Raw genomic sequence first — 18,220 nt, 5'->3', positions numbered from 1 at the left:
ACAGTGTCAGAAGGCCTGTTGTTATCTTGAGCTTTGTGGCACTCGTTTATTTAGGAACCGATTTCCACGACACCCCATTATCTGAACTTGAGAAGTTTGAATCAGCCTCGGCAGAGGTTTTAAACGCCTTGAATCCGAATGATTCTGTTCTTGAAGGGGTCGTCGTGTTGGCGACCTGCAACCGTTTTGAGATCTACTTCGAAGCAGAGTCTTTTCATGACTCCATGGACTACGTCACCTCGGTTGTCGCAAGTTCCTTAGGTGTTCCATCTGATGAAGTGGCCTCGATGTTAAAGGTCCTCTACGGAGATAGTGTTCCTCAGCATCTATTTTCTGTTGCTTCTGGGCTTGAGTCCATGATCGTGGGCGAAGAAGAAATTTCTGGTCAAGTCAAACGCTCACTTACACAAGCTCATCAACGTGGCTTTGTTTCCAAAAACTTGAACCACTTGTTCCAAAACGCAGCCTCTGTCGCGAAGGCCGTGACGACAGAAACTGGTCTGGGTGCATCAGGGCGCTCAGTCATCACAACCGCATTAGATGTCGCTTCTGAAGAGCTGGGTGGGATTACCGGAAAGTCGGTTCTTCTCATTGGCACTGGAGCATATTCCCGAGTTGTCACTGCGGCAATCCAGCGGGCCGGAGTGGACAACATCTTTGTTTACTCACGTGCGGGACGAGCAGAAAAGTTCTCAGAAAACCATGACACAACTCCCGTGAACAAAGATCAGCTTGTCCAAGTTATGGCAGAAGTGGATCTCGTCATCAGTGCAAGCGGGGCAAAGGGCTACGCCATCGATGAAACCCTGGCTCAGGAAGTACTTGCTCACAGATCAGGTAAGTCAGATTTAGTCCTTATCGATGTATCTCTATCGAAGGATGTTGCACCCGCGGTGTCACAACTCAATCGAATGAGTGTGATTGATCTAGATCAAATAAGACATCGTGCACCTCAAGAACACATTGATTCAGTCCTCACCGCGCGAGAAATCATTCACACCGCTGTGACTAATTTTGAAAACAGCATGGCGTCTCGGAGTATCGATCCTGTCGTTGCCGCACTTCGTTCACACATCGGACTCTGGGTTGATGAAGAGATTGAAAGCGTGAGACGAAAGTCAGGTAATTCTGCTGCCGAAGAAGTACAAAAGTCGCTGCGCAAAGTGACTAATGCGATTTTGCACGCGCCATCAGTGAAGGCAAAAGAGCTTGCAGTTGACGGCAACCACGAAGACTACATCAATGCTGTTCGACTCCTCTTCAACATTGAGGTCAATGATCGTGGCTAAATTACGCGTAGGAACCAGAGGCAGTCTGCTTGCACTCACCCAAACTCGACTTTTTATCTCTCAGCTTTGCGAGAAGCATCCTGATCTAGCGGTCGAAGAAGTGTTGATCCAGACACAGGGCGACATCAGCACCGAACCGCTCAATCAATCAAAGACCCCGGGTCTTTTCGTCTCTGCTTTGCGCGACGCTCTGCTCTCACATGAGGTCGACTTCATTGTGCACTCAATGAAAGATCTCCCTGCCCAGCCCTTCCCTGGAATCGACACTGCATGCATTCCCGTCCGTGAAGATTCGCGTGATGGGTTCGTCAGTAGAGGAAATATCCCCCTGATGCAGTTGCATGCAGGGGCAGTCGTTGGAACGTCTTCACCTCGGAGAGCGGCACGTATTCGGCAGCTGCGCCCCGATCTCACAGTAGATTCCATCCGCGGAAATATCGACACCAGAATTGCCAAAGTTAAACAGGGAGAGTTCGATGCCACACTGCTAGCAATGGCGGGGTTAAACCGTATCGGGCGGGCGGAAGAAGCATGTGAAATCTTCGACAACAACGACTTCATCCCTGCAGCGGGACAGGGCGCATTGTCTATTGAATGCCGATCGGAAGATTCGGAGATCAGAGAGCTCCTCGCTGTTCTGGATGATAAGAAGACCCGACTACTTGTCGCGGCAGAACGCCACGTATTAGTCGGACTGGATGCGGGTTGTGCCACAGCAATTGGAGCATGGGCAACGTGGGATCAGGGAATCCTCACTCTTTGTGCAGAGTTATCCGTCGAAAGCTCGGGGGAGGCCCAGCGAGCCGAACTCAGTGCTTTTCTGGAAATAGAAGATTGGGCACAGGCGAGTCAGTTAGGTCTCGAAATTGCATCGCGTTTGAAGGCAAGCCCTATCTCGGAGAGGGTGGCATGGAAATGAGCATTCTCCTCATCCGGGCAAACAGAAATGAAGTAGATCAATCAGCACTTGAGTCTTACGGGGTCGACTGTATTGTCGACCCCTATCTGAGCATTGCCAAGGTGCATAACCCAGTGGGCATCGCACGACTGCGCGAAGCGTTGATTGCTCCGGGAAACAAGTGGCTTGTAGCAACGTCAACTAATGCGCTGTCATTTTTTCAGGCAGAACTCAAAACAGGTGAGCTTCAAAAGATTATTCAGACGCAGCGCGACCTGAGGTTCGCAGCCATCGGCGCTGAAACCGAAAAGCAATTACGTGAGGTGGGGGCGGAAAAGGTGCTTCGTTCGTCGGAGGCTGATTCGCAATCTTTAGCCAAGGTGATTGCTGAGACTGAACCTTGTCCGGTCGTCATTCCTTCCAGCTCTATAGCCATGAAATCTCTTTCCCAGACCTTAAATTCACGGGGATTTGAACTCATTGAAGAAGTTATTTATGCGACAGAATCGGTCACACATATCCCTGCTTCTGTGAAACAGATTGCTGCGAATCAGATCTCCGGTGTGCTGCTCCGCTCCCCTAGCGCTGCGCGAGCGTTCGTAGGTTTCAACGGAATTGTTGATCTTCCTGTCTTTTGTGCTGGACGTACAACTGCTACCCAAGCAGGGGTACTGGGTCTCACTGTTTCCGCAGTATCCGCCGACCCCAGCCCTGAAACTGTTGCCCTGACCATCTCCGAATATCTGAAAGCACACAGCTCATGATTAATCGTCCACGACGGCTTCGAACCACCCCCGCGATGCGCGAGCTCGTTGCAGATGTCACACTAAGCCCCAAGAATCTCATGCTTCCCGTATTCGTCAAGGAGGGGATTACTGAACCTCGCGTAATCTCTGGAATGCCTGGAGTGCTTCAACATACAGAGGAATCCTTCCTTCACGTCCTCGATGACGCGATAGCTTCCGGAATCGTTTCTGTCATGTTCTTTGCGGTTCCAGAACACAGAGATGGGACAGGAAGTCAGGCATGCCTGTCTGAGGGAATCTTGTCTCGAGTTATCAGAGCAGCACGTGAGCATGTAGGGGATGCGCTAGTTCTCGTGGCGGATCTGTGCCTGGATGAGTTCACCGATCACGGCCATTGTGGAGTGTTGGACTCAAGTGGCGAAGTTGATAACGATGCGACACTTGAACACTACGTAGCGATGGCAACAGTTCTCGCAGACGCAGGAGCTGATCTTCTGGGTACCAGCGGAATGATGGACGGACAGGTAGCAGCTATTCGTGCTGGCTTGGATGTTCGCGGGTTTGTAAACACTGGGATCCTTGCCTACGCCGCGAAGTATGCCTCGAACTTTTATGGCCCCTTCCGCAATGCCGTTGAATCACAACTTTCGGGCGATCGCAAAACCTATCAACAAGATTTCCGTCGGACAAAAGAAGGCGCCGAAGAGATTCTCTTGGACCTGGAAGAGGGCGCGGACATGGTGATGGTGAAACCTGCCCTCGCCTATATGGACGTGCTCAGCCAAGCAGCGCAACTGTCTTCCAAGCCTGTGGCTGCCTATGTAGTTTCGGGCGAGTATTCCATGGTTGAAACAGCAGCTGCCCAAGGTGTAATCCCACGCGAGGCAACCATTTTCGAACTGCTCTATGCCCTCAAACGAGCTGGAGCAAACATTATCTGCACCTACTGGGCTCTTGAATTTGCCCAAAAACTGAAGGAGCAATCATGACCACTTTTGAGACATCTCTCCAATGGCACAACCGAGCCAAGCGCATCATTCCTGGTGGAGTGAGTTCACCCGTCCGGGCGTTTCAGTCGGTAGGCGGCACTCCTCGCTACTTCGTTAAAGGTGAGGGTTCAAAGGTTTGGGATGTTGACGGCAATGAATACGTTGACCTTGTGGGTTCATGGGGTCCCATGATTGTGGGTCATGCACATCCTCATGTTCTCAGCCGCGTGAAGTCAGCGATGGAGAAGTCATTCTCCTTTGGCGCACCTGGACCAGGAGAAGTCTTGCTCGCTGAAGAAATTTCAGCTCGGGTACCTGCATGTGAACGCGTGAGATTTGTTTCCTCCGGAACAGAAGCCGTGATGACGGCAGTTCGCCTTGCTCGTGCTGCAACCAGCCGCAACCTCATAGTGAAGTTTGCCGGTTGCTACCACGGACACAGCGATTCTTTGCTGGTGCAGTCAGGCTCTGGAATTGCGACCCTCGGATTGCCCAACTCTCCAGGTGTTACTCCTGGTCAGACCCAAGACACCATCGTTGTTCCCTTTAATGACCTTAATGCCCTGACGCAGCTCTTCGATGAGCGTGGTTCTGAGATTGCCGCTGTGATCACGGAAGCAACCCCGGCGAACATGGGTGTCGTTCCACCTGTGCCAGGTTTCAACAAATTCCTCTCGGACATCACAAAGAAACACCATTCGCTGTTCATCCTGGATGAGGTGATGACGGGTTTCCGCATTTCTCAAGGCGGATGGTGGGGAAAGTTTGGTCTTGAAGAGGACTGGACTCCAGACTTGTTCACCTTCGGCAAGGTTATTGGCGGCGGAATGCCGTTAGCTGCTGTGGGCGGCTCAGCTGCCGTCATGGAACTTCTCGCCCCCAGCGGAACTGTGTATCAAGCAGGAACACTGAGTGGAAACCCTGTCGCCACCACCGCCGGTCTCGCAACGCTAGAACTGTGTGACGCTGAGTTGTATTCGGCGCTTGATTCCAGAGCTCGTGAGGTGGGTTCTGCTATCTCCGAAGCCTTAACCGCTGCAGAAGTCGAACACAGTTTTCAGCAAGCGGGAAACCTCTTTTCCTTCTTCTTCACACCAAATCACGTCAATAACTTCGATGACGCCAAAGAACAGGACACTTCGGCTTTCGCGGTGTTCTTCCATTCATTGCTTGAACAGGGAATTTCTGTACCTCCGTCTGCTTTTGAGGCATGGTTTGTTTCTGGGGCTTTGACAGATGAAGACGTGGAAAAGATCGCCAAAGCAGCGAAGGTTGCGGCTCAACAAGCGAAATTGCGCTCAAGCTGAGAACTGACTGTGAGAGTCATTTCCGCACGCTTATAGGATTAACCATCATGGTTTCACCGATTGCAGATACCCGCAGAGAAGCAATCTTGACGGCTTCCCTCGAGTTGCTAGATGCCTCAGGAATTGAGGGTGTTTCCATGGCTCGTATCGCTCAGGTAACTGGATTGTCACGCCCAGCGATTTATCAGTATTTCTCTTCCCGGGAATACATTCTTGGCGAGTTGCTCATTAACGACATGGCAGATCTCAGTAATGAGATTGATCGCATTGTTTCTGCTGAACCAGAACCGATGGAACAAGTGCGTTTGTGGATTCATTACTCCCTCGCGCACATGGCAAGCAAAGAACATCGTGTGGTCAGAGAAATTTCTGTCAAGAATCTTCGCGAAGAACAACGTGGCGAGCTCATGGCCATGCATGGATATTTTCTAACCAGCCTCATTTCACCGCTGAAAGAACTAGGTCTCGAAGATCCTTCTTCCCAAGTCAGTCTCATTTTTGCCGCGATTACCTCTGCGGCAGAACGAATTGATTCAGGCAAACCTTTCGTCACTGAAGCTGCCGCTTTAGAGAAGTTTGTCATTGCTGGAATTGAAGCAGCGCTCTAACAACTCGTGTTTTGATATTGAATCGTTTAGCCCGCAACAGCTTCAAACCGACCAAACGGCAATAGTCGAGCTTTACAAATCACCTGTGTAATAAAAGGGTTTGTGACCGCAACTCATCCAGCGTTATCAATCCGCGCACGACTGAAAATCGTGAAGTCACGGAATCAACCCCAGTCGTAGTCATCACTTGTTCTAGGTTTACAAGGATCCCCAACCACGGTGACTCCTAGCATCAGTGAGTCACCGTGAAAAAGTGCCTAGAATTTCAATATGAAAAAACTGCCTTGGATTGCGTCCCTAGCCTATCTGGCAGTATTTGCATTTCCTGCAGTCTCATTCGCAACTACGTACTTAATTTCAAGAATTCCTACCTCGGCAGGTAACACGTTTGCTGTTGCTTTTGTACCCGGCCAGTCCAAGGCTTACTCAACTAATTCAAATGCGGGAACAGTTTCGGTCGTCAATACCTCTTCTCGCACTTCCCTCGGCACGACTATCCCAGTGGGAAGTCGGCCTAATTTTGTGAGTGTGAATTCAAACGGGACATTCGCACTTGTGTCAAACACGTGGGACTCTTCGGTTTCTGTAATTGATGTTGCGACGAACTCAGTGACTCACACAATTACAGACCCTAATTGGTATATCGTTCGTGGAACTGCATTCGTGCCCGGAAATACAACAGCGCTAGTCGCAGACTCTGGAAATAATGCTGTTGCATTGGTTAACGCAGCATTAGGCACAGCTAATCCTGTTGAAATTACTGTAGGCGTATCACCTGAATACATTGGTGTCACACCGAACGGCGCATTCGCATACGTCGCTAATTTCGGAAGCAACAACGTCAGCGTAATTAATCTTCAGACCAACACTGTCATAGCGACGATTCCTGTAGGGACTCAACCCTCTTGGGTTGCAATCACACCAGACGGAGAGAAAGCACTAGTTCTCAACTGGGGTAGCGATTCCATCTCTGTCATAGACACTATGACGAACACAGTAGTAAGTACTGTTTCGGGTTTGAACGAGGGAGCTTCCGGAAGCCTCAGTTCAATTGCCTTGTCCACAGATGGCAGGTTTGCTTATATCTCTCGTCAATATGAAACACACCTCAGCGTTATCGATATGACAACAATGACTTTGACAGCACCGGTTGAAATTGGAGTATCCACTTACGGTGTCAGCGTTTCTTCAACAGGTGGGCAGCTCCTGACTGCAAACCTGTGGGATAACTCAGTCTCACTTATTGATTTTGTAGCTGATGTGACCCCATCTTCTTCATCACCACCAATCAACAGTTCCAGTGGATCTTCCCCCCAACTAGCATCGACTGGTGCTCCCCTTCCTGTTGCATTCTGGGTGAGTAGTAGCGCTTTACTAATTACTGTTTTAGGAATATCACTCAAACTTCGAGCTAAGGGCTACCATCGCCGAAATCTTCGAAGCGTTGAACGTCATTATTAATTCCTAATTGACTAAGAAGTGACTCCCTATTCAAACTGCTGGTTTCAGGGTTCAGTTCATATTTCAGGAGCTTCGAAATTCAGTCAAGCCTCAGCTCACTCACAGAGAAGTTCCTTTACCTGAACCCATGGGATTTCTAGATCAACTCTTTGGAACAAACTCCGAAGAGGAGTGCCGTCGCACAACCAACCATGTTCGTCAGGCCTCAGCCGCACGCAACCAGGATGAGATTGCCGTTGAGCGTTACCGCTATCTCCTGCGCACCGCATCACCGGAAGCTATCGAGCAGGTCCACGAAGAGGCGTTTGCCAAGCTCACCCCTGAGCAGCGCAAGATGCTCTTTACTCAGCTCAGCGCCAACGCGCCTGCCGGCGAAGGGCCGGTCAGTGACGAGCCCCGCGCTCTTGCTGTTTCGGCAACTCGTTCTGAGATGCGCCAGCCAGGAACTATGGAGCGCACACTCGGCCAAGCAGGTCAGACCGGTCCCGGATTTGGATCCATGTTTGCCAGTTCATTGCTCGGAAGCGTGGCAGGTTACGTCATTGCTTCAACACTAATGAGCGCTTTCATGCCCATGGATATGGGCGGGGACATGGCAGCAGATACCGGCGCTGACACTGGAACCGACGCCGGCTCAGATTTTAGCGGGGCCGAGACAATCTCTGCCGATGGCGGCGGATTTGGTGACGTTGGTTTTGGTGATGCTGGTTTTGGTGATTTTGGAGACTTTGGCTTCTAGCCCACCAACAGGATTGAAGCCAGGAACAGGAAGATCAACGTGAAGATGGCGGGAGTGACAAATCGCACCACGTTCAACCACGGAGCGAACTTGATCACTTGACGGCTTGCCGCTGAGGGAGACTTCACCTGGGCTAGATCTGCTGCCACAGCCATCGCTTCAGTAGCACTTGCATACTGAACGAGCGCGCCCAGGATTCCCGAGGCAAGAAGAATGCCTAGGGTTGCCAGACTCAAGAACAGCGGGCCGCCTGCGAGACCTAAAGTGATCAGCCCCACGGTCACAATTAGCAGGAAAGTCGGTGCCATCTGAGACACCACTATCTGCTGTCGGTTCTTGTTCCAGAGTTCGAGAAGTTCACGTTCAGTCATGAGCTCATCCTATGTCTGTCTCGAGGCAGCTCCCGGGATAAACTTGCACTACCGCGCACATCCCGGAAGCCTCCAGCTGCGTTATTCGTGTCACCACTCTGGAGAAATATGTATACCTTGTCTCGGGCTTCTCTCACTGCAACCGTGGTTGTAGCTTGCTCAGCGCTTCTCGTTGGCTGTGCTTCAACAGCTCCAACAACAGAGAGCTCCACAGCACCTGAAACCTCAGCATGCAATGGAGTTGAGGTTGTGGTGAACTTCGGAGTTCTAGATGGCACCAATAGTTCTCAGTGCATTGAGATACCGGGCGACTCTGCCAAAGCTATAGATGTAGTTCACGACGCTGGTTTTTCAACCGAGGGAACCGCCACCTACGGTGACGCGATTGTGTGTCGAGTAAACGGTCTTCCTTCGCCCACCGAACCCGTGGTTGTTCCCGGACAAGCTGAGTTCACTGAAACCTGTGCCGGCATGCCTCCCGCAAACGCCTATTGGGCACTGTGGCAAAAGAGTTCTGACACAGCTTCGTGGGATTACGCTCAGGCCGGACTTGGTGACCTCACGGTGAAGAAGGGTGAGTCTCTCGGTTTCGTCTTCACTACCGGTGACAGCACACCCACACCCGTAGTCGAATGATCTCTCACAGCCGCGGACGGTGGGCTCCCTTCTGGGTGAGCCTCACGTTTGCTGCTGTTTTCATCCTGCTGCGCATTGCTTACCGACTGGTCTTCGGCAGTTTCAGCTGGGCTGCACTTTCGCAAGCAGCATTACTGGCTCTTCCTTTTGCAGCAGTAATTGTGGTCTGTGGTTTCCTCAGTGCATTAGTTGATGTGCGAAAGCTGTTGCCGGCAATGTCTGCACTTCGTTACGGACGTTCCATTGGTACTGCGTTAGCTATTGCTCTCTCCAGTTATCCCACCTTGATTCACCAGGTGAGGCAGTTGAACACTGCGCGCATACTGCGTGGGATGCACTCTCGTTCAGCTTTTCTTGTTCCCTTGCTGGAGCACACCATTGAACGAGCTGTTGCTTTAGCAGCCGCTATGGATGTTCGGGGTTTCGGGGCAACAAGAACAGCAGAGTGTGAAGACCACGCGAATATCTCCTTCCAGAATTTCTCTCTGTCCTATGGAACTACTCCCGTTCTCAGCAACATCACATTCGACTTCCCAGCTGGACAGCTCACTGTCCTCACCGGTCATACCGGTTCAGGAAAGACGGCTGTCCTGGAGAGCATCGCAGGACTGAGTCAACACTTCCACAACGGCAAAGTGACGGGATCTCTCACCATTGGCGGTGTTGATCGCAATGCCACAGCACCACGTCACACCGCTGGTCTCATTGGTTACGTTCCACAAGATGTACGCATGGGATTTGCCGCTGCTACAGCCCGAGAAGAGCTGGAGTTCGGTCTTAGGGTCAGTGGATACACCAAAGCCGAGTCCTCAACCAGAGCACAGGTACTTATTTCACAGTTCTCTTTGGACCACATTGCGGGCCAGCCGATTGAACTTCTCTCGGCAGGTGAAGCAACTCGTGTGGCAATAGCCGCTGCCCTAGCGCTTCGGCCACGCATCCTGCTTCTAGATGAACCACTGGCCGATCTAGATCGTCAGTCACGAGTTGAACTGGTGTCTCTCTTGGGCACTCTTCAGCGTTCAGAACATCTCACAATCGTGATGGCAGAGCATCACACCGCTGAACTTGAAGGCCTGTCACCTCACTGGCTTTCCCTCAGTTCAGGGGAACTTAATGAGGGTTTGTGGAGCAGCAGCTCTCAGGTTGTCCCAGCCCGCTCGCTTCCCTTGGTTGGCACAGATGAGATCTTCTCAGTTGAGAACTTGTCCGTCTCACGCGGAGAACGACAACTCATTACTGATGCCACACTTTCACTTCACGTAGGCCAGATGTGTGCTGTCACCGGTCCTAACGGTGTGGGGAAGTCGAGTCTGTTGAGTGCACTGGCTTCAGCACCGCAGTCACACGCTGTGGTTCGTCTGGTGCCAGAGAATCTGAGTTCACTCTTTATCTGCGAAACACTTGATGAGGAACTCACTCGTGCAGATCAACTCGCAGGCCATGCTCACAGCGGCCTCAGCGCTTTGACCTTCTGGTCAATCTTGGCCAGTGAAGAAAATCCTGAACTGCTTAGAACACACCCCCGCGACCTCTCTGCAGGAACACAGGTCGCTCTGGCCATTGCTCTCCAGCTGTCGTGGAAACCACAGGTTGTACTCATTGATGAACCAACCAGAGGCCTGGACTCCGTTGCGCGCACAGCAATGGCTGAAGTGTTGCGCTGTGTTGTGGAGACCGGAACTGCCGTTCTCTTTGCATCCCACGATGAGCAGTTCGTTTCTGACGTGGGTTGCCCAGTCTTCGCTATTCGAGAAGGGGAACTTGTTTCCGAGGAGGTGAGTGCATGATTGCACAATTGAACCTCAAGAACTCTTTCGTCTTTCTCGCGACAGCGTTGGCCGCGTGTGCTTTTGCGTGGCCCCTGTTTGCAACTGCACTTCCTCAGCAAGCTCAAGCTGCCGTGCCCGTGGTTGTCTTTGCTCTCGTTCCTGCTCTACTGGTCGTCATCTCTCTTCTTCTTGATGGCGCCGTGTCGAGTTCCAAAACGCTTGCTTTGTTGGGGCTCCTTGCTGCGGTAGGCGCAGCCGTGCGCATTGCCAGCACCGGAGTGGGTGGCTTTGAAGCAGTCTTCATCATCTTGATCTTGGGTGGACGAGCCTACGGTGCTCGTTTTGGATTCCTGCTTGGCATGTTGACGATTGCCCTGTCTTCGATTCTGTGGGGCGGGTTCGGCCCGTGGACAGCGTTTCAAATGTTTGCAGCTGGCTGGGTTGGTGCCGGGGCCGGATTACTCCCCGGCAAGATCACGGGCACAGCAGATAAAGCTGCTAGGCGCAAAGAAATCCTGTGGCTCATTGGCTATGGGGTTTTTGCCTCGTATTTATTCGGAGCTTTGATGAATCTCTGGTTCTGGCCTTTTGGTGCTGGGCCTGAAACCTCAATCAGTTACTTGCCTGCCGGTTCACTTCCTGAGAATCTGGGCCGCTTTGGGATTTACACCCTTGTCACCTCGACACTGACCTGGGACACCGTGAGAGCAGTGACCACCGGTATTGGTCTGGCTTTGAGCGGGGTTCCCGCGCTCAAAGCGCTCAGGAGAGCAAAACTCTAGATATAGACAGCTTCTTCGAGGGTCTGCGCATCTGCGATGGGGTGGAGTCCGTCGCGATTGACCACATTGACGAATCTTCGCAGAACAAGTTCCATTTCGGTAGCAAACTGCACCAGGTCAAAGTAGGTGGCACTGGGGTTTGGCCCGACGAGCATGTCGAGGGCATCGTCTTCGCCGAGTGAATCGGTCAGTGCAGGGCCAAAGATGGCAAGTTCATCAATGTTGTTCATGGCTGCGAGTTTGTGAAGCACATCGCTCATCTCACCAAGCGTATCCATGCTCACGTTTCCTGCACCACCTAAGAGCACCCTGCGGCCGGCCATGTATTCCTTATAGGGAACAATGACCGCCTCAGGTTTGCGGTGTGCACCCAGTACCACGGGAAGAGCATTCGGATCTGCTCGGAAGGTCTTCAGAATCTTAGAAAAGTTCTCTCGTGCATCGGCGACGCTGACGATGACATCCGGGTTTGAGTACCACACGGTGCAACTTTATCAAATTTGTACATAATTTTGTGTATTTTTTATGTACAAATTTGAAATAGTGATTTTGCGCATGCGAACTATCCCTTGCGGGCTATCTCAGCGAAAATCCGCTAGAGCTGACTAAACAGAGAAGTATTTAGCCTCGGGGTGGTGGAACACCAGGGCGTCGGTGGACTGCTCGGGGTGAAGCTGAAGCTCTTCAGACAGCTCAACACCCACGCGCTCAGGGCGTAGCAGTTCGACAACCTTCTTACGGTCTTCCATATCTGGGCATGCAGGGTATCCCAGAGAGAAACGGGCACCCCGGTAGTCAAGCTTGAACATTCCAGCAAGATCCGCGGGATCTTCTGAACTGTAACCCAGTTCTTCACGCATTCTGGAGTGCCAGAACTCCGCTAGGGCCTCGGTCAGCTGCATGGCCAGGCCGTTGAGCTCCATATAGTCGCGGTAGGAGCTCTCAGCAAACATCTTGGCGGTGAAGGTGTCCACGGTGGCACCCACGGTAACCAATTGGAAGCCCACGACGTCAATCTGGCCACTTTCGCGTGACTTCACGAAGTCTGAGAGGCACAAGTGACGATCTCTACGTTGACGAGGGAAGGTGAAACGCAGGCGGTCGGAGCCGAGGGCTCCCCCGCCTGGAAGCGACGCAGAACCACCATCCGGTGCTAAAAGTCCTGGTTGGCCCAGAATACCTGTTGGGTCATCACCATGGTTGAGGATGACGAGGTCATCACCTTCTGACACAGCAGGGAAGTAGCCATAGACAACAGAGGCATCCATGATGCCCTCGGCAAGGATACGGTCCAGCCAGTAACGCAGACGTGGGCGTCCTTCGGTCTCCACGAGTTCTTCATAACTCGCACCGTCATCGGCGCGGCTGGGCTTGAGGCCCCACTGGCCCATGAACGTGGCACGTTCATCTAAGAAAGCAGCGTAATCTGCCAGCGCAACACCCTTGACGATGCGGGTTCCCCAGAATGGAGGCGTTGGCACGGGATTATCCAGGGCAACATCGGAACGAGCAGGCATGTTCTCGGGTTCGGTGACCTCGAGCAAGCTCTTCTTGTGGATGCGCTTCTTGAGCGCAGGAAGTCCCACAGAGTCTGGATCGGCACCACGAGCAATGGCAACCAGAGGTTCCATCAGTGCGAGACCTTCAAAGGCATCACGCGCATAACGAACGGTGCCATTGAACATTGAGGCGAGGTCATCTTCTACGAAGGTGCGGGTCAGGGCAGCACCACCAAGAATCACTGGCCACTTCGTGCCTAAGCCGCGGCTCTGGAGTTCCTCGAGGTTCTCTTTCATCACCACGGTGCTCTTCACGAGCAGTCCACTCATACCGATGACGTCGGCATCGTTTTCTTCAGCCGCTTGGATGATCTCGTTAATGGTCTTCTTGATACCAATGTTGACGACGTCATAACCGTTGTTGGTCAAGATGATGTCAACTAGGTTTTTACCGATGTCGTGCACATCACCACGGACAGTGGCAAGAACAATGGTTCCCTTGCCTGCTTCGTCACTCTTCTCCATGTGAGGTTCGAGCAGAGCAACTGCTGCCTTCATCACTTCTGCCGACTGCAGCACGAAAGGCAGTTGCATCTCGCCACTACCAAAGCGTTCACCCACAATCTTCATACCTGCCAGCAAGTGATCGTTGATGATTTCAAGGGGGCTGGTGCCATTAGCCCTGGCAAGGTCGAGGTCTTCTTCCAGACCCTTCGCTTCGCCATCAATGATGCGGCACTCTAAACGTTCCCCAACAGGAAGTGCTGCAAGTTCTGCAGCGCGAGCATCCTTGAGGCTTGCCGAGTCCACGCCATCAAACAGGTCAAGCATGGTGGCCAGCGGGTCATAGGTGACGGCGCCATCGGCATCGTATTCACGGCGGTCCCAGACCAGATCCAGCGCAACTTTGCGCTGGTCTTCTGGAATTGATGCCAGGGGAACAATCTTGGCTGCATCCACGATGGCAGAGTCGAGGCCTGCCTCGACTGCTTCGTGAATGAAGACCGAGTTGAGCACGGCACGAGAGGCAGGGTTCAAACCAAAGGACACGTTGGAAACACCGAGAGTGGTATGGATTCCGGGATATTTGGCGTTGATCTGACGAATGGCTTCGATGGTCTCAATCGCGTCCCGGCGAGTTTCTTCTTGACCGGTGGCAATGGGGAAAGTGAGGGCGTCGACGATGATGTCATCCACGCGCATGCCCCAGTCATTGACCAGGGTGTCTACCAAGCGAGAGGCAATACGCACCTTGTCTTCGGTGGTGCGAGCTTGGCCCTCTTCGTCGATGGTGAGGGCAATCACGGCAGCACCGTGCTCCTTGACCAAAGGCATGATTCGACCAAAGCGAGAGGTGGGGCCATCGCCGTCTTCGAAGTTCACGGAGTTGATGACGGGGCGGCCACCGATCAGTTCCATGCCTGCCTGCAACACTGCAGGTTCGGTGGAATCCATCACCAAAGGCAGCGTGGATGCACTGGCAAATCGTGACACGATTTCGCGGGCGTCATCGGTGCCATCTCGGCCGACATAGTCCACACATACATCCAGCAAGTGAGCACCGTCACGAACCTGCTGACGAGCAATATCCACACAGTCATCCCAGCGACCTTCGAGCATTGCTTCGCGGAACGCCTTCGAGCCATTGGCATTGGTGCGTTCACCAATTGCGAGGAAGGCGTTGTCCTGTGTAAAGGGAACGTGCTGATACAGAGAAGCAACACCGGCATCGTGGACAGGGTTGCGAGGAGTGAGCGCCATGCCGCCGACACGGTCGACGACCGCCTTGAGGTGCGCAGGTGTCGTGCCACAGCACCCACCTACCAGGGCAAGACCAAACTCTTTCACAAACTGTTCGTGTGCTGTGGCCAACTCTTCTGGGCCGAGAGGGTAGCGGGCGCCATCGGCAGTGAGTTCCGGCAAACCTGCGTTGGGCATCACCATGATGGGAACGGTTGAATACTTGGAGAGCTGGCGAAGGTGCTCGCTCATCTCGGCAGGGCCAGTTGCACAGTTCAACCCGATCATGTCGATGCCTAGCGGCTCGAGTGCGGTCAGCGCTGCACCAATTTCAGAACCCATCAACATCGTTCCGGTGGTCTCCACCGTCACCTCAACGAAAATGGGAAGCTTGATGCCCTCTTCTTCAATGGCCTGCTTGCAGCCATTAACAGCAGACTTGGTCTGCAACAGATCCTGAGAAGTTTCAATCAGGAACGCATCTGCCCCACCACGAATCAAGCCAACAGCTTGTTCCGCGAAGGTGGCCTTGAGATTGGCATAGGTTGTGTGGCCAAGACTGGGAAGTTTGGTGCCAGGGCCCATCGAGCCCAGAACCCAACGCATGCGGCCATCAGCTGCTTCAAACTTTTCTGCGCTGGCGCGTGCAATTTCGGCACCGGCTTGGGCTAGCTCGGTGATGCGATCTTCGATGCCATAGTCACCCAGGTTGGACCAGTTAGCGCCAAAGGTGTTGGTCTCAACACAGTCGATACCGGTTTCGAAGTAGGCATCGTGAACAGCAGTGATGATGTCAGGCCGGGAGACGTTGAGAATCTCATTACATCCCTCGAGCTGCTGGAAGTCATCCAAGCTGGGGTTGTGATCTTGAAGCATGGTGCCCATCGCACCATCCGCAATAACCACGCGCGTCGTGAGCGCATCAAGTAATGCTTGTGAGCGTGCGGGAATGGCGGGTGTAGACACCCTTCAAGCTTAACGTGGCTGGACTAGGCCAGATGTTCGCCAAAGAACGCCTCGATGCGTGACCACGCATCGGCCGCATCATCTGGCCGAGGCTTAAATCCCACAACAGTGTGCATGAAAGGGCGCAGAGCCTTGGGTCCTGCTTGAGTGGGATTCATAAATGCGTGTGACGCATCTGGATAGACCTTCACGTCGTGCGGAATACCTGCTTTGGTCAATGCTGCTTCCAACTTGGGGCCAGCACCCTTGAGTGAGAGATCTTTCCCTCCAAAACTGGCAACGATAGGACACGAGCCCACTAACTGGGCATCAAGGTCTTTGGCCGCTTGACCGTAGTTCACCGCGGCAGCGTCATACCCCTTACTGACCAGTTGCAACGCAAAGCCTCCACCCATACAGAATCCGACCACGCCAACTTTGCCGGTGCAATCGGGGCGAGCAAGGAGCAATTGCTTGGCAGCTTCCACGTCGACATAGGCCTGGCCCGTTCCATCAACCAAAGCCCTAAACGTTGCCTTGAGGCACTTCCTCATTCCGCCTCGGCTAAAGAGGTCTGGCATCAGCACGAGATATCCTGCACTGGCCATCCGAGTAATCTGCGAGCGCATCGACTCATCGATGCCGAAGACTTCATGCACCATCACAACTGCAGGGAAAGGTCCTTTCCCTGCTGGAACTGCCAGCACTCCGTGAAGTTGGTCATCTCCCTCAAGGGGGATAGAGATGTCCGTGAGTGTGACGGCAAGAGTCATCGCTAGCGCAGTTTCTTCACAATAGGAATGGCGGTGGTGGGATTCTCTCCCTGGTCATAGACCTCTGAGGGACTCCCAATCACGAGTGAATCATTGGGGCCGATTGCAGCAGAATCCTTGCCGTCGTAATCGAAGGCGTTGAGGACCCATTTCATGGCCTCGAGACGAGCACGTTTTTTATCGTTCGACTTCACCACAGTCCAGGGTGCAACGTCCGTATCGGTTGCCAAGAACATGGCTTCCTTCGCTTCGGTGTAAGCATCCCACTTATCCAACGAGGCTAGGTCTGTGGGTGAGAGTTTCCAGCGCTTCACAGGATCTGTGCGACGCTCTAAGAACCTGCGGCGCTGTTCAGCTTCGCCAACCGAGAACCAGAACTTGAAAATCTTGATACCTGACTGCGCCAGCATGCGTTCAAACTCAGGAGTAGAGCGCATGAATTCTTGATACTGCTGGTCGGTGCAATAACCCATGACGCGCTCCACACCTGCACGGTTGTACCAGGAGCGGTCAAACATCACGATCTCACCCGCAGCAGGAAGGTGCTCCACGTAGCGCTGAAAATACCACTGACTACGTTCACGCTCGGTGGGCTTCTCCAGCGCCACCACCCTCGCACCACGAGGGTTGAGGTGTTCCATGAAGCGCTTGATCGTTCCACCCTTACCGGCAGCATCTCGACCTTCGAACACAATCACAACACGTTGACCGGTTTCCTTGATCCACACCTGGAGCTTCAGCAGCTCTACCTGTAGCACGTGCTTGCGGTGGTCATACTCTTTGCGTGTGAGCTTGGTGTCATAGGGGAAGCCCTGGCGCCAGGCGTCATCCTCGGCAAGCGTCTTGGGGGCATCGTCATCGAGCAGATCCTCGGCAGTAAATGTTGCCTTGAGGATCTCTGCAGTGTCGAAGTTGCCGTCGCTGGTGGGGCTCATCTTCCTAGCCTAGGACTCGATGGTTAACGCTGAGTTAATACTTATGGGTGCAGGGGTTGGTGTCGTAGCTTCGCCCACACCCTTGCAATCACCAGTGCAATGAAGGCGTTGAATGACATAAATGCGGCAATACCCAGAACGTAGGCAACAACGCCACCGACACCATTGGGGCCATCAGGTTCGAGGAAGGGGTAAGGCCACCAGCCAGTGATCATTCCTCGAACCACGGTGAAACCAACCCACGCCAGTGGATACAGCAACGCCCACCACATTGCACGAATACGCAGGGCTATACGACCGGAAGCAAACAGCCATTCCAGCACGATGACAATTGGAACCCAGACATGGGTGCTCTCGTTACACCACGCGGGAGGTTCATAGCCTTCCGAAGGAATGTTGCGCAGCAGGGCGTTATAAACAACCCCCGTGACGATGGCATAGGAAAAGACAGAAAAACGAACAATGGTGAACAGTCTGGTGTCGCGAACGGTCGTCCACGCGAGATAGCCACCGGCCGCAAATGCCACGATGTTTATCAGACTGGATTGGATGGTGAAGTAACTGAAGTACTTCTCTGGGTAGAACGCATTGTTGGCAACCTCAGACCAGATCTGGGTCACGATGGCAGCTAAAACCCAGGCAGAAATACCCCAGCGAATAACGGCAGTGACTTTGCGCGACGTTGTGCTCACGAGCTCGACGCTAGCACCATGCCCAGTCAACTAACAGG

At 53.0% G+C, this 18,220-nt stretch carries 17 protein-coding genes; 11 read left to right on the top strand and 6 right to left on the bottom strand.

Annotated features, from left to right (window positions below):
• Positions 1 to 35 precede the first annotated feature (35 nt).
• From M2120_RS06605 to M2120_RS06570, 8 genes are all read left to right on the top strand, one after another.
• The gene (locus tag M2120_RS06605) at positions 36 to 1,289 is read left to right on the top strand and encodes a glutamyl-tRNA reductase (RefSeq protein ID WP_280797919.1); all 1,254 of its coding nucleotides are present in this window, start codon (positions 36 to 38) and stop codon (positions 1,287 to 1,289) included.
• A complete protein-coding gene (hemC, locus tag M2120_RS06600; RefSeq protein WP_280797918.1) occupies positions 1,282 to 2,208 on the top strand; it encodes a hydroxymethylbilane synthase in 927 nt (308 codons plus the stop codon). The genes M2120_RS06605 and hemC overlap by 8 nt, the downstream gene beginning before the upstream one ends.
• Entirely contained in the window at positions 2,205 to 2,951 is a 747-nt protein-coding gene (locus M2120_RS06595) for a uroporphyrinogen-III synthase (RefSeq protein WP_280797917.1), read from the top strand. The genes hemC and M2120_RS06595 overlap by 4 nt, the downstream gene beginning before the upstream one ends.
• Positions 2,948 to 3,922 (top strand): porphobilinogen synthase, encoded by a 975-nt coding sequence (gene hemB / locus M2120_RS06590; RefSeq protein ID WP_280797916.1) that lies wholly within the window; start codon positions 2,948 to 2,950, stop codon positions 3,920 to 3,922. The genes M2120_RS06595 and hemB overlap by 4 nt, the downstream gene beginning before the upstream one ends.
• Positions 3,919 to 5,229 carry a glutamate-1-semialdehyde 2,1-aminomutase gene (hemL, locus tag M2120_RS06585; RefSeq protein WP_280797915.1) on the top strand — a complete coding sequence of 437 codons (1,311 nt, stop codon included), beginning with the start codon at positions 3,919 to 3,921 and terminating at the stop codon, positions 5,227 to 5,229. Before hemB ends, hemL begins: the two co-directional genes overlap by 4 nt.
• A gap of 47 nt (positions 5,230 to 5,276) precedes the next feature.
• On the top strand, positions 5,277 to 5,837 hold the full coding sequence (locus tag M2120_RS06580) for a TetR/AcrR family transcriptional regulator (RefSeq protein ID WP_280797914.1): 561 nt from the start codon (positions 5,277 to 5,279) through the stop codon (positions 5,835 to 5,837).
• A 270-nt stretch (positions 5,838 to 6,107) separates the two neighbouring features.
• Positions 6,108 to 7,298 (top strand): YncE family protein, encoded by a 1,191-nt coding sequence (locus tag M2120_RS06575; protein WP_280797913.1) that lies wholly within the window; start codon positions 6,108 to 6,110, stop codon positions 7,296 to 7,298.
• 127 nt (positions 7,299 to 7,425) lie between these two features.
• Complete coding sequence (locus M2120_RS06570; protein ID WP_280797912.1) at positions 7,426 to 8,037, top strand: hypothetical protein; 612 nt, start codon at positions 7,426 to 7,428, stop codon at positions 8,035 to 8,037.
• On the opposite strand, the gene M2120_RS06565 is transcribed toward M2120_RS06570, so the two are convergent.
• Complete coding sequence (locus M2120_RS06565) at positions 8,034 to 8,408, bottom strand: hypothetical protein (RefSeq protein ID WP_280797911.1); 375 nt, start codon at positions 8,406 to 8,408, stop codon at positions 8,034 to 8,036. The genes M2120_RS06570 and M2120_RS06565 overlap by 4 nt on opposite strands.
• Before the next feature lie 108 nt (positions 8,409 to 8,516).
• Here M2120_RS06565 and M2120_RS06560 point away from each other — a divergent pair, with 108 nt between their 5' ends.
• The 3 genes from M2120_RS06560 to M2120_RS06550 are packed head-to-tail and all read left to right on the top strand — an operon-like array spanning position 8,517 to position 11,598.
• Positions 8,517 to 9,044, top strand: a complete 528-nt coding sequence (locus M2120_RS06560; RefSeq protein ID WP_280797910.1) for a hypothetical protein — start codon at positions 8,517 to 8,519, stop codon at positions 9,042 to 9,044.
• Positions 9,045 to 9,079: 35 nt separating this feature from the next.
• Entirely contained in the window at positions 9,080 to 10,834 is a 1,755-nt protein-coding gene (locus M2120_RS06555; RefSeq protein WP_280797909.1) for an ATP-binding cassette domain-containing protein, read from the top strand.
• Positions 10,831 to 11,598 (top strand): ECF transporter S component, encoded by a 768-nt coding sequence (locus M2120_RS06550; RefSeq protein ID WP_280797908.1) that lies wholly within the window; start codon positions 10,831 to 10,833, stop codon positions 11,596 to 11,598. Before M2120_RS06555 ends, M2120_RS06550 begins: the two co-directional genes overlap by 4 nt.
• On the opposite strand, the gene M2120_RS06545 is transcribed toward M2120_RS06550, so the two are convergent.
• The 5 genes from M2120_RS06545 to M2120_RS06525 all read right to left on the bottom strand — a co-directional run bounded on the left by M2120_RS06545 (position 11,595) and on the right by M2120_RS06525 (position 18,182).
• Positions 11,595 to 12,080, bottom strand: a complete 486-nt coding sequence (locus tag M2120_RS06545; protein WP_280797907.1) for a hypothetical protein — start codon at positions 12,078 to 12,080, stop codon at positions 11,595 to 11,597. The two genes, M2120_RS06550 and M2120_RS06545, sit on opposite strands and share 4 nt — an antisense overlap.
• A 123-nt stretch (positions 12,081 to 12,203) precedes the next feature.
• The gene (gene metH / locus M2120_RS06540; protein WP_280797905.1) at positions 12,204 to 15,803 is read right to left on the bottom strand and encodes a methionine synthase; all 3,600 of its coding nucleotides are present in this window, start codon (positions 15,801 to 15,803) and stop codon (positions 12,204 to 12,206) included.
• Between the two features lie 23 nt (positions 15,804 to 15,826).
• Positions 15,827 to 16,555: a dienelactone hydrolase family protein gene (locus M2120_RS06535; RefSeq protein ID WP_280797904.1), complete on the bottom strand. Its 729-nt coding sequence runs from the start codon at positions 16,553 to 16,555 to the stop codon at positions 15,827 to 15,829.
• Between the two features lie 2 nt (positions 16,556 to 16,557).
• Positions 16,558 to 17,490: a polyphosphate kinase 2 gene (ppk2, locus tag M2120_RS06530; protein WP_280797903.1), complete on the bottom strand. Its 933-nt coding sequence runs from the start codon at positions 17,488 to 17,490 to the stop codon at positions 16,558 to 16,560.
• Between the two features lie 41 nt (positions 17,491 to 17,531).
• Positions 17,532 to 18,182, bottom strand: a complete 651-nt coding sequence (locus M2120_RS06525) for a Pr6Pr family membrane protein (protein WP_280797902.1) — start codon at positions 18,180 to 18,182, stop codon at positions 17,532 to 17,534.
• Positions 18,183 to 18,220 lie beyond the last annotated feature (38 nt).

The organism is Aurantimicrobium minutum, from assembly GCF_029893825.1.
Lineage (GTDB): Bacteria > Actinomycetota > Actinomycetes > Actinomycetales > Microbacteriaceae > Aurantimicrobium > Aurantimicrobium minutum_C.
Note: the sequence above shows the minus strand (reverse complement) of the source record. Positions and strands in the feature narration are given on the sequence as shown.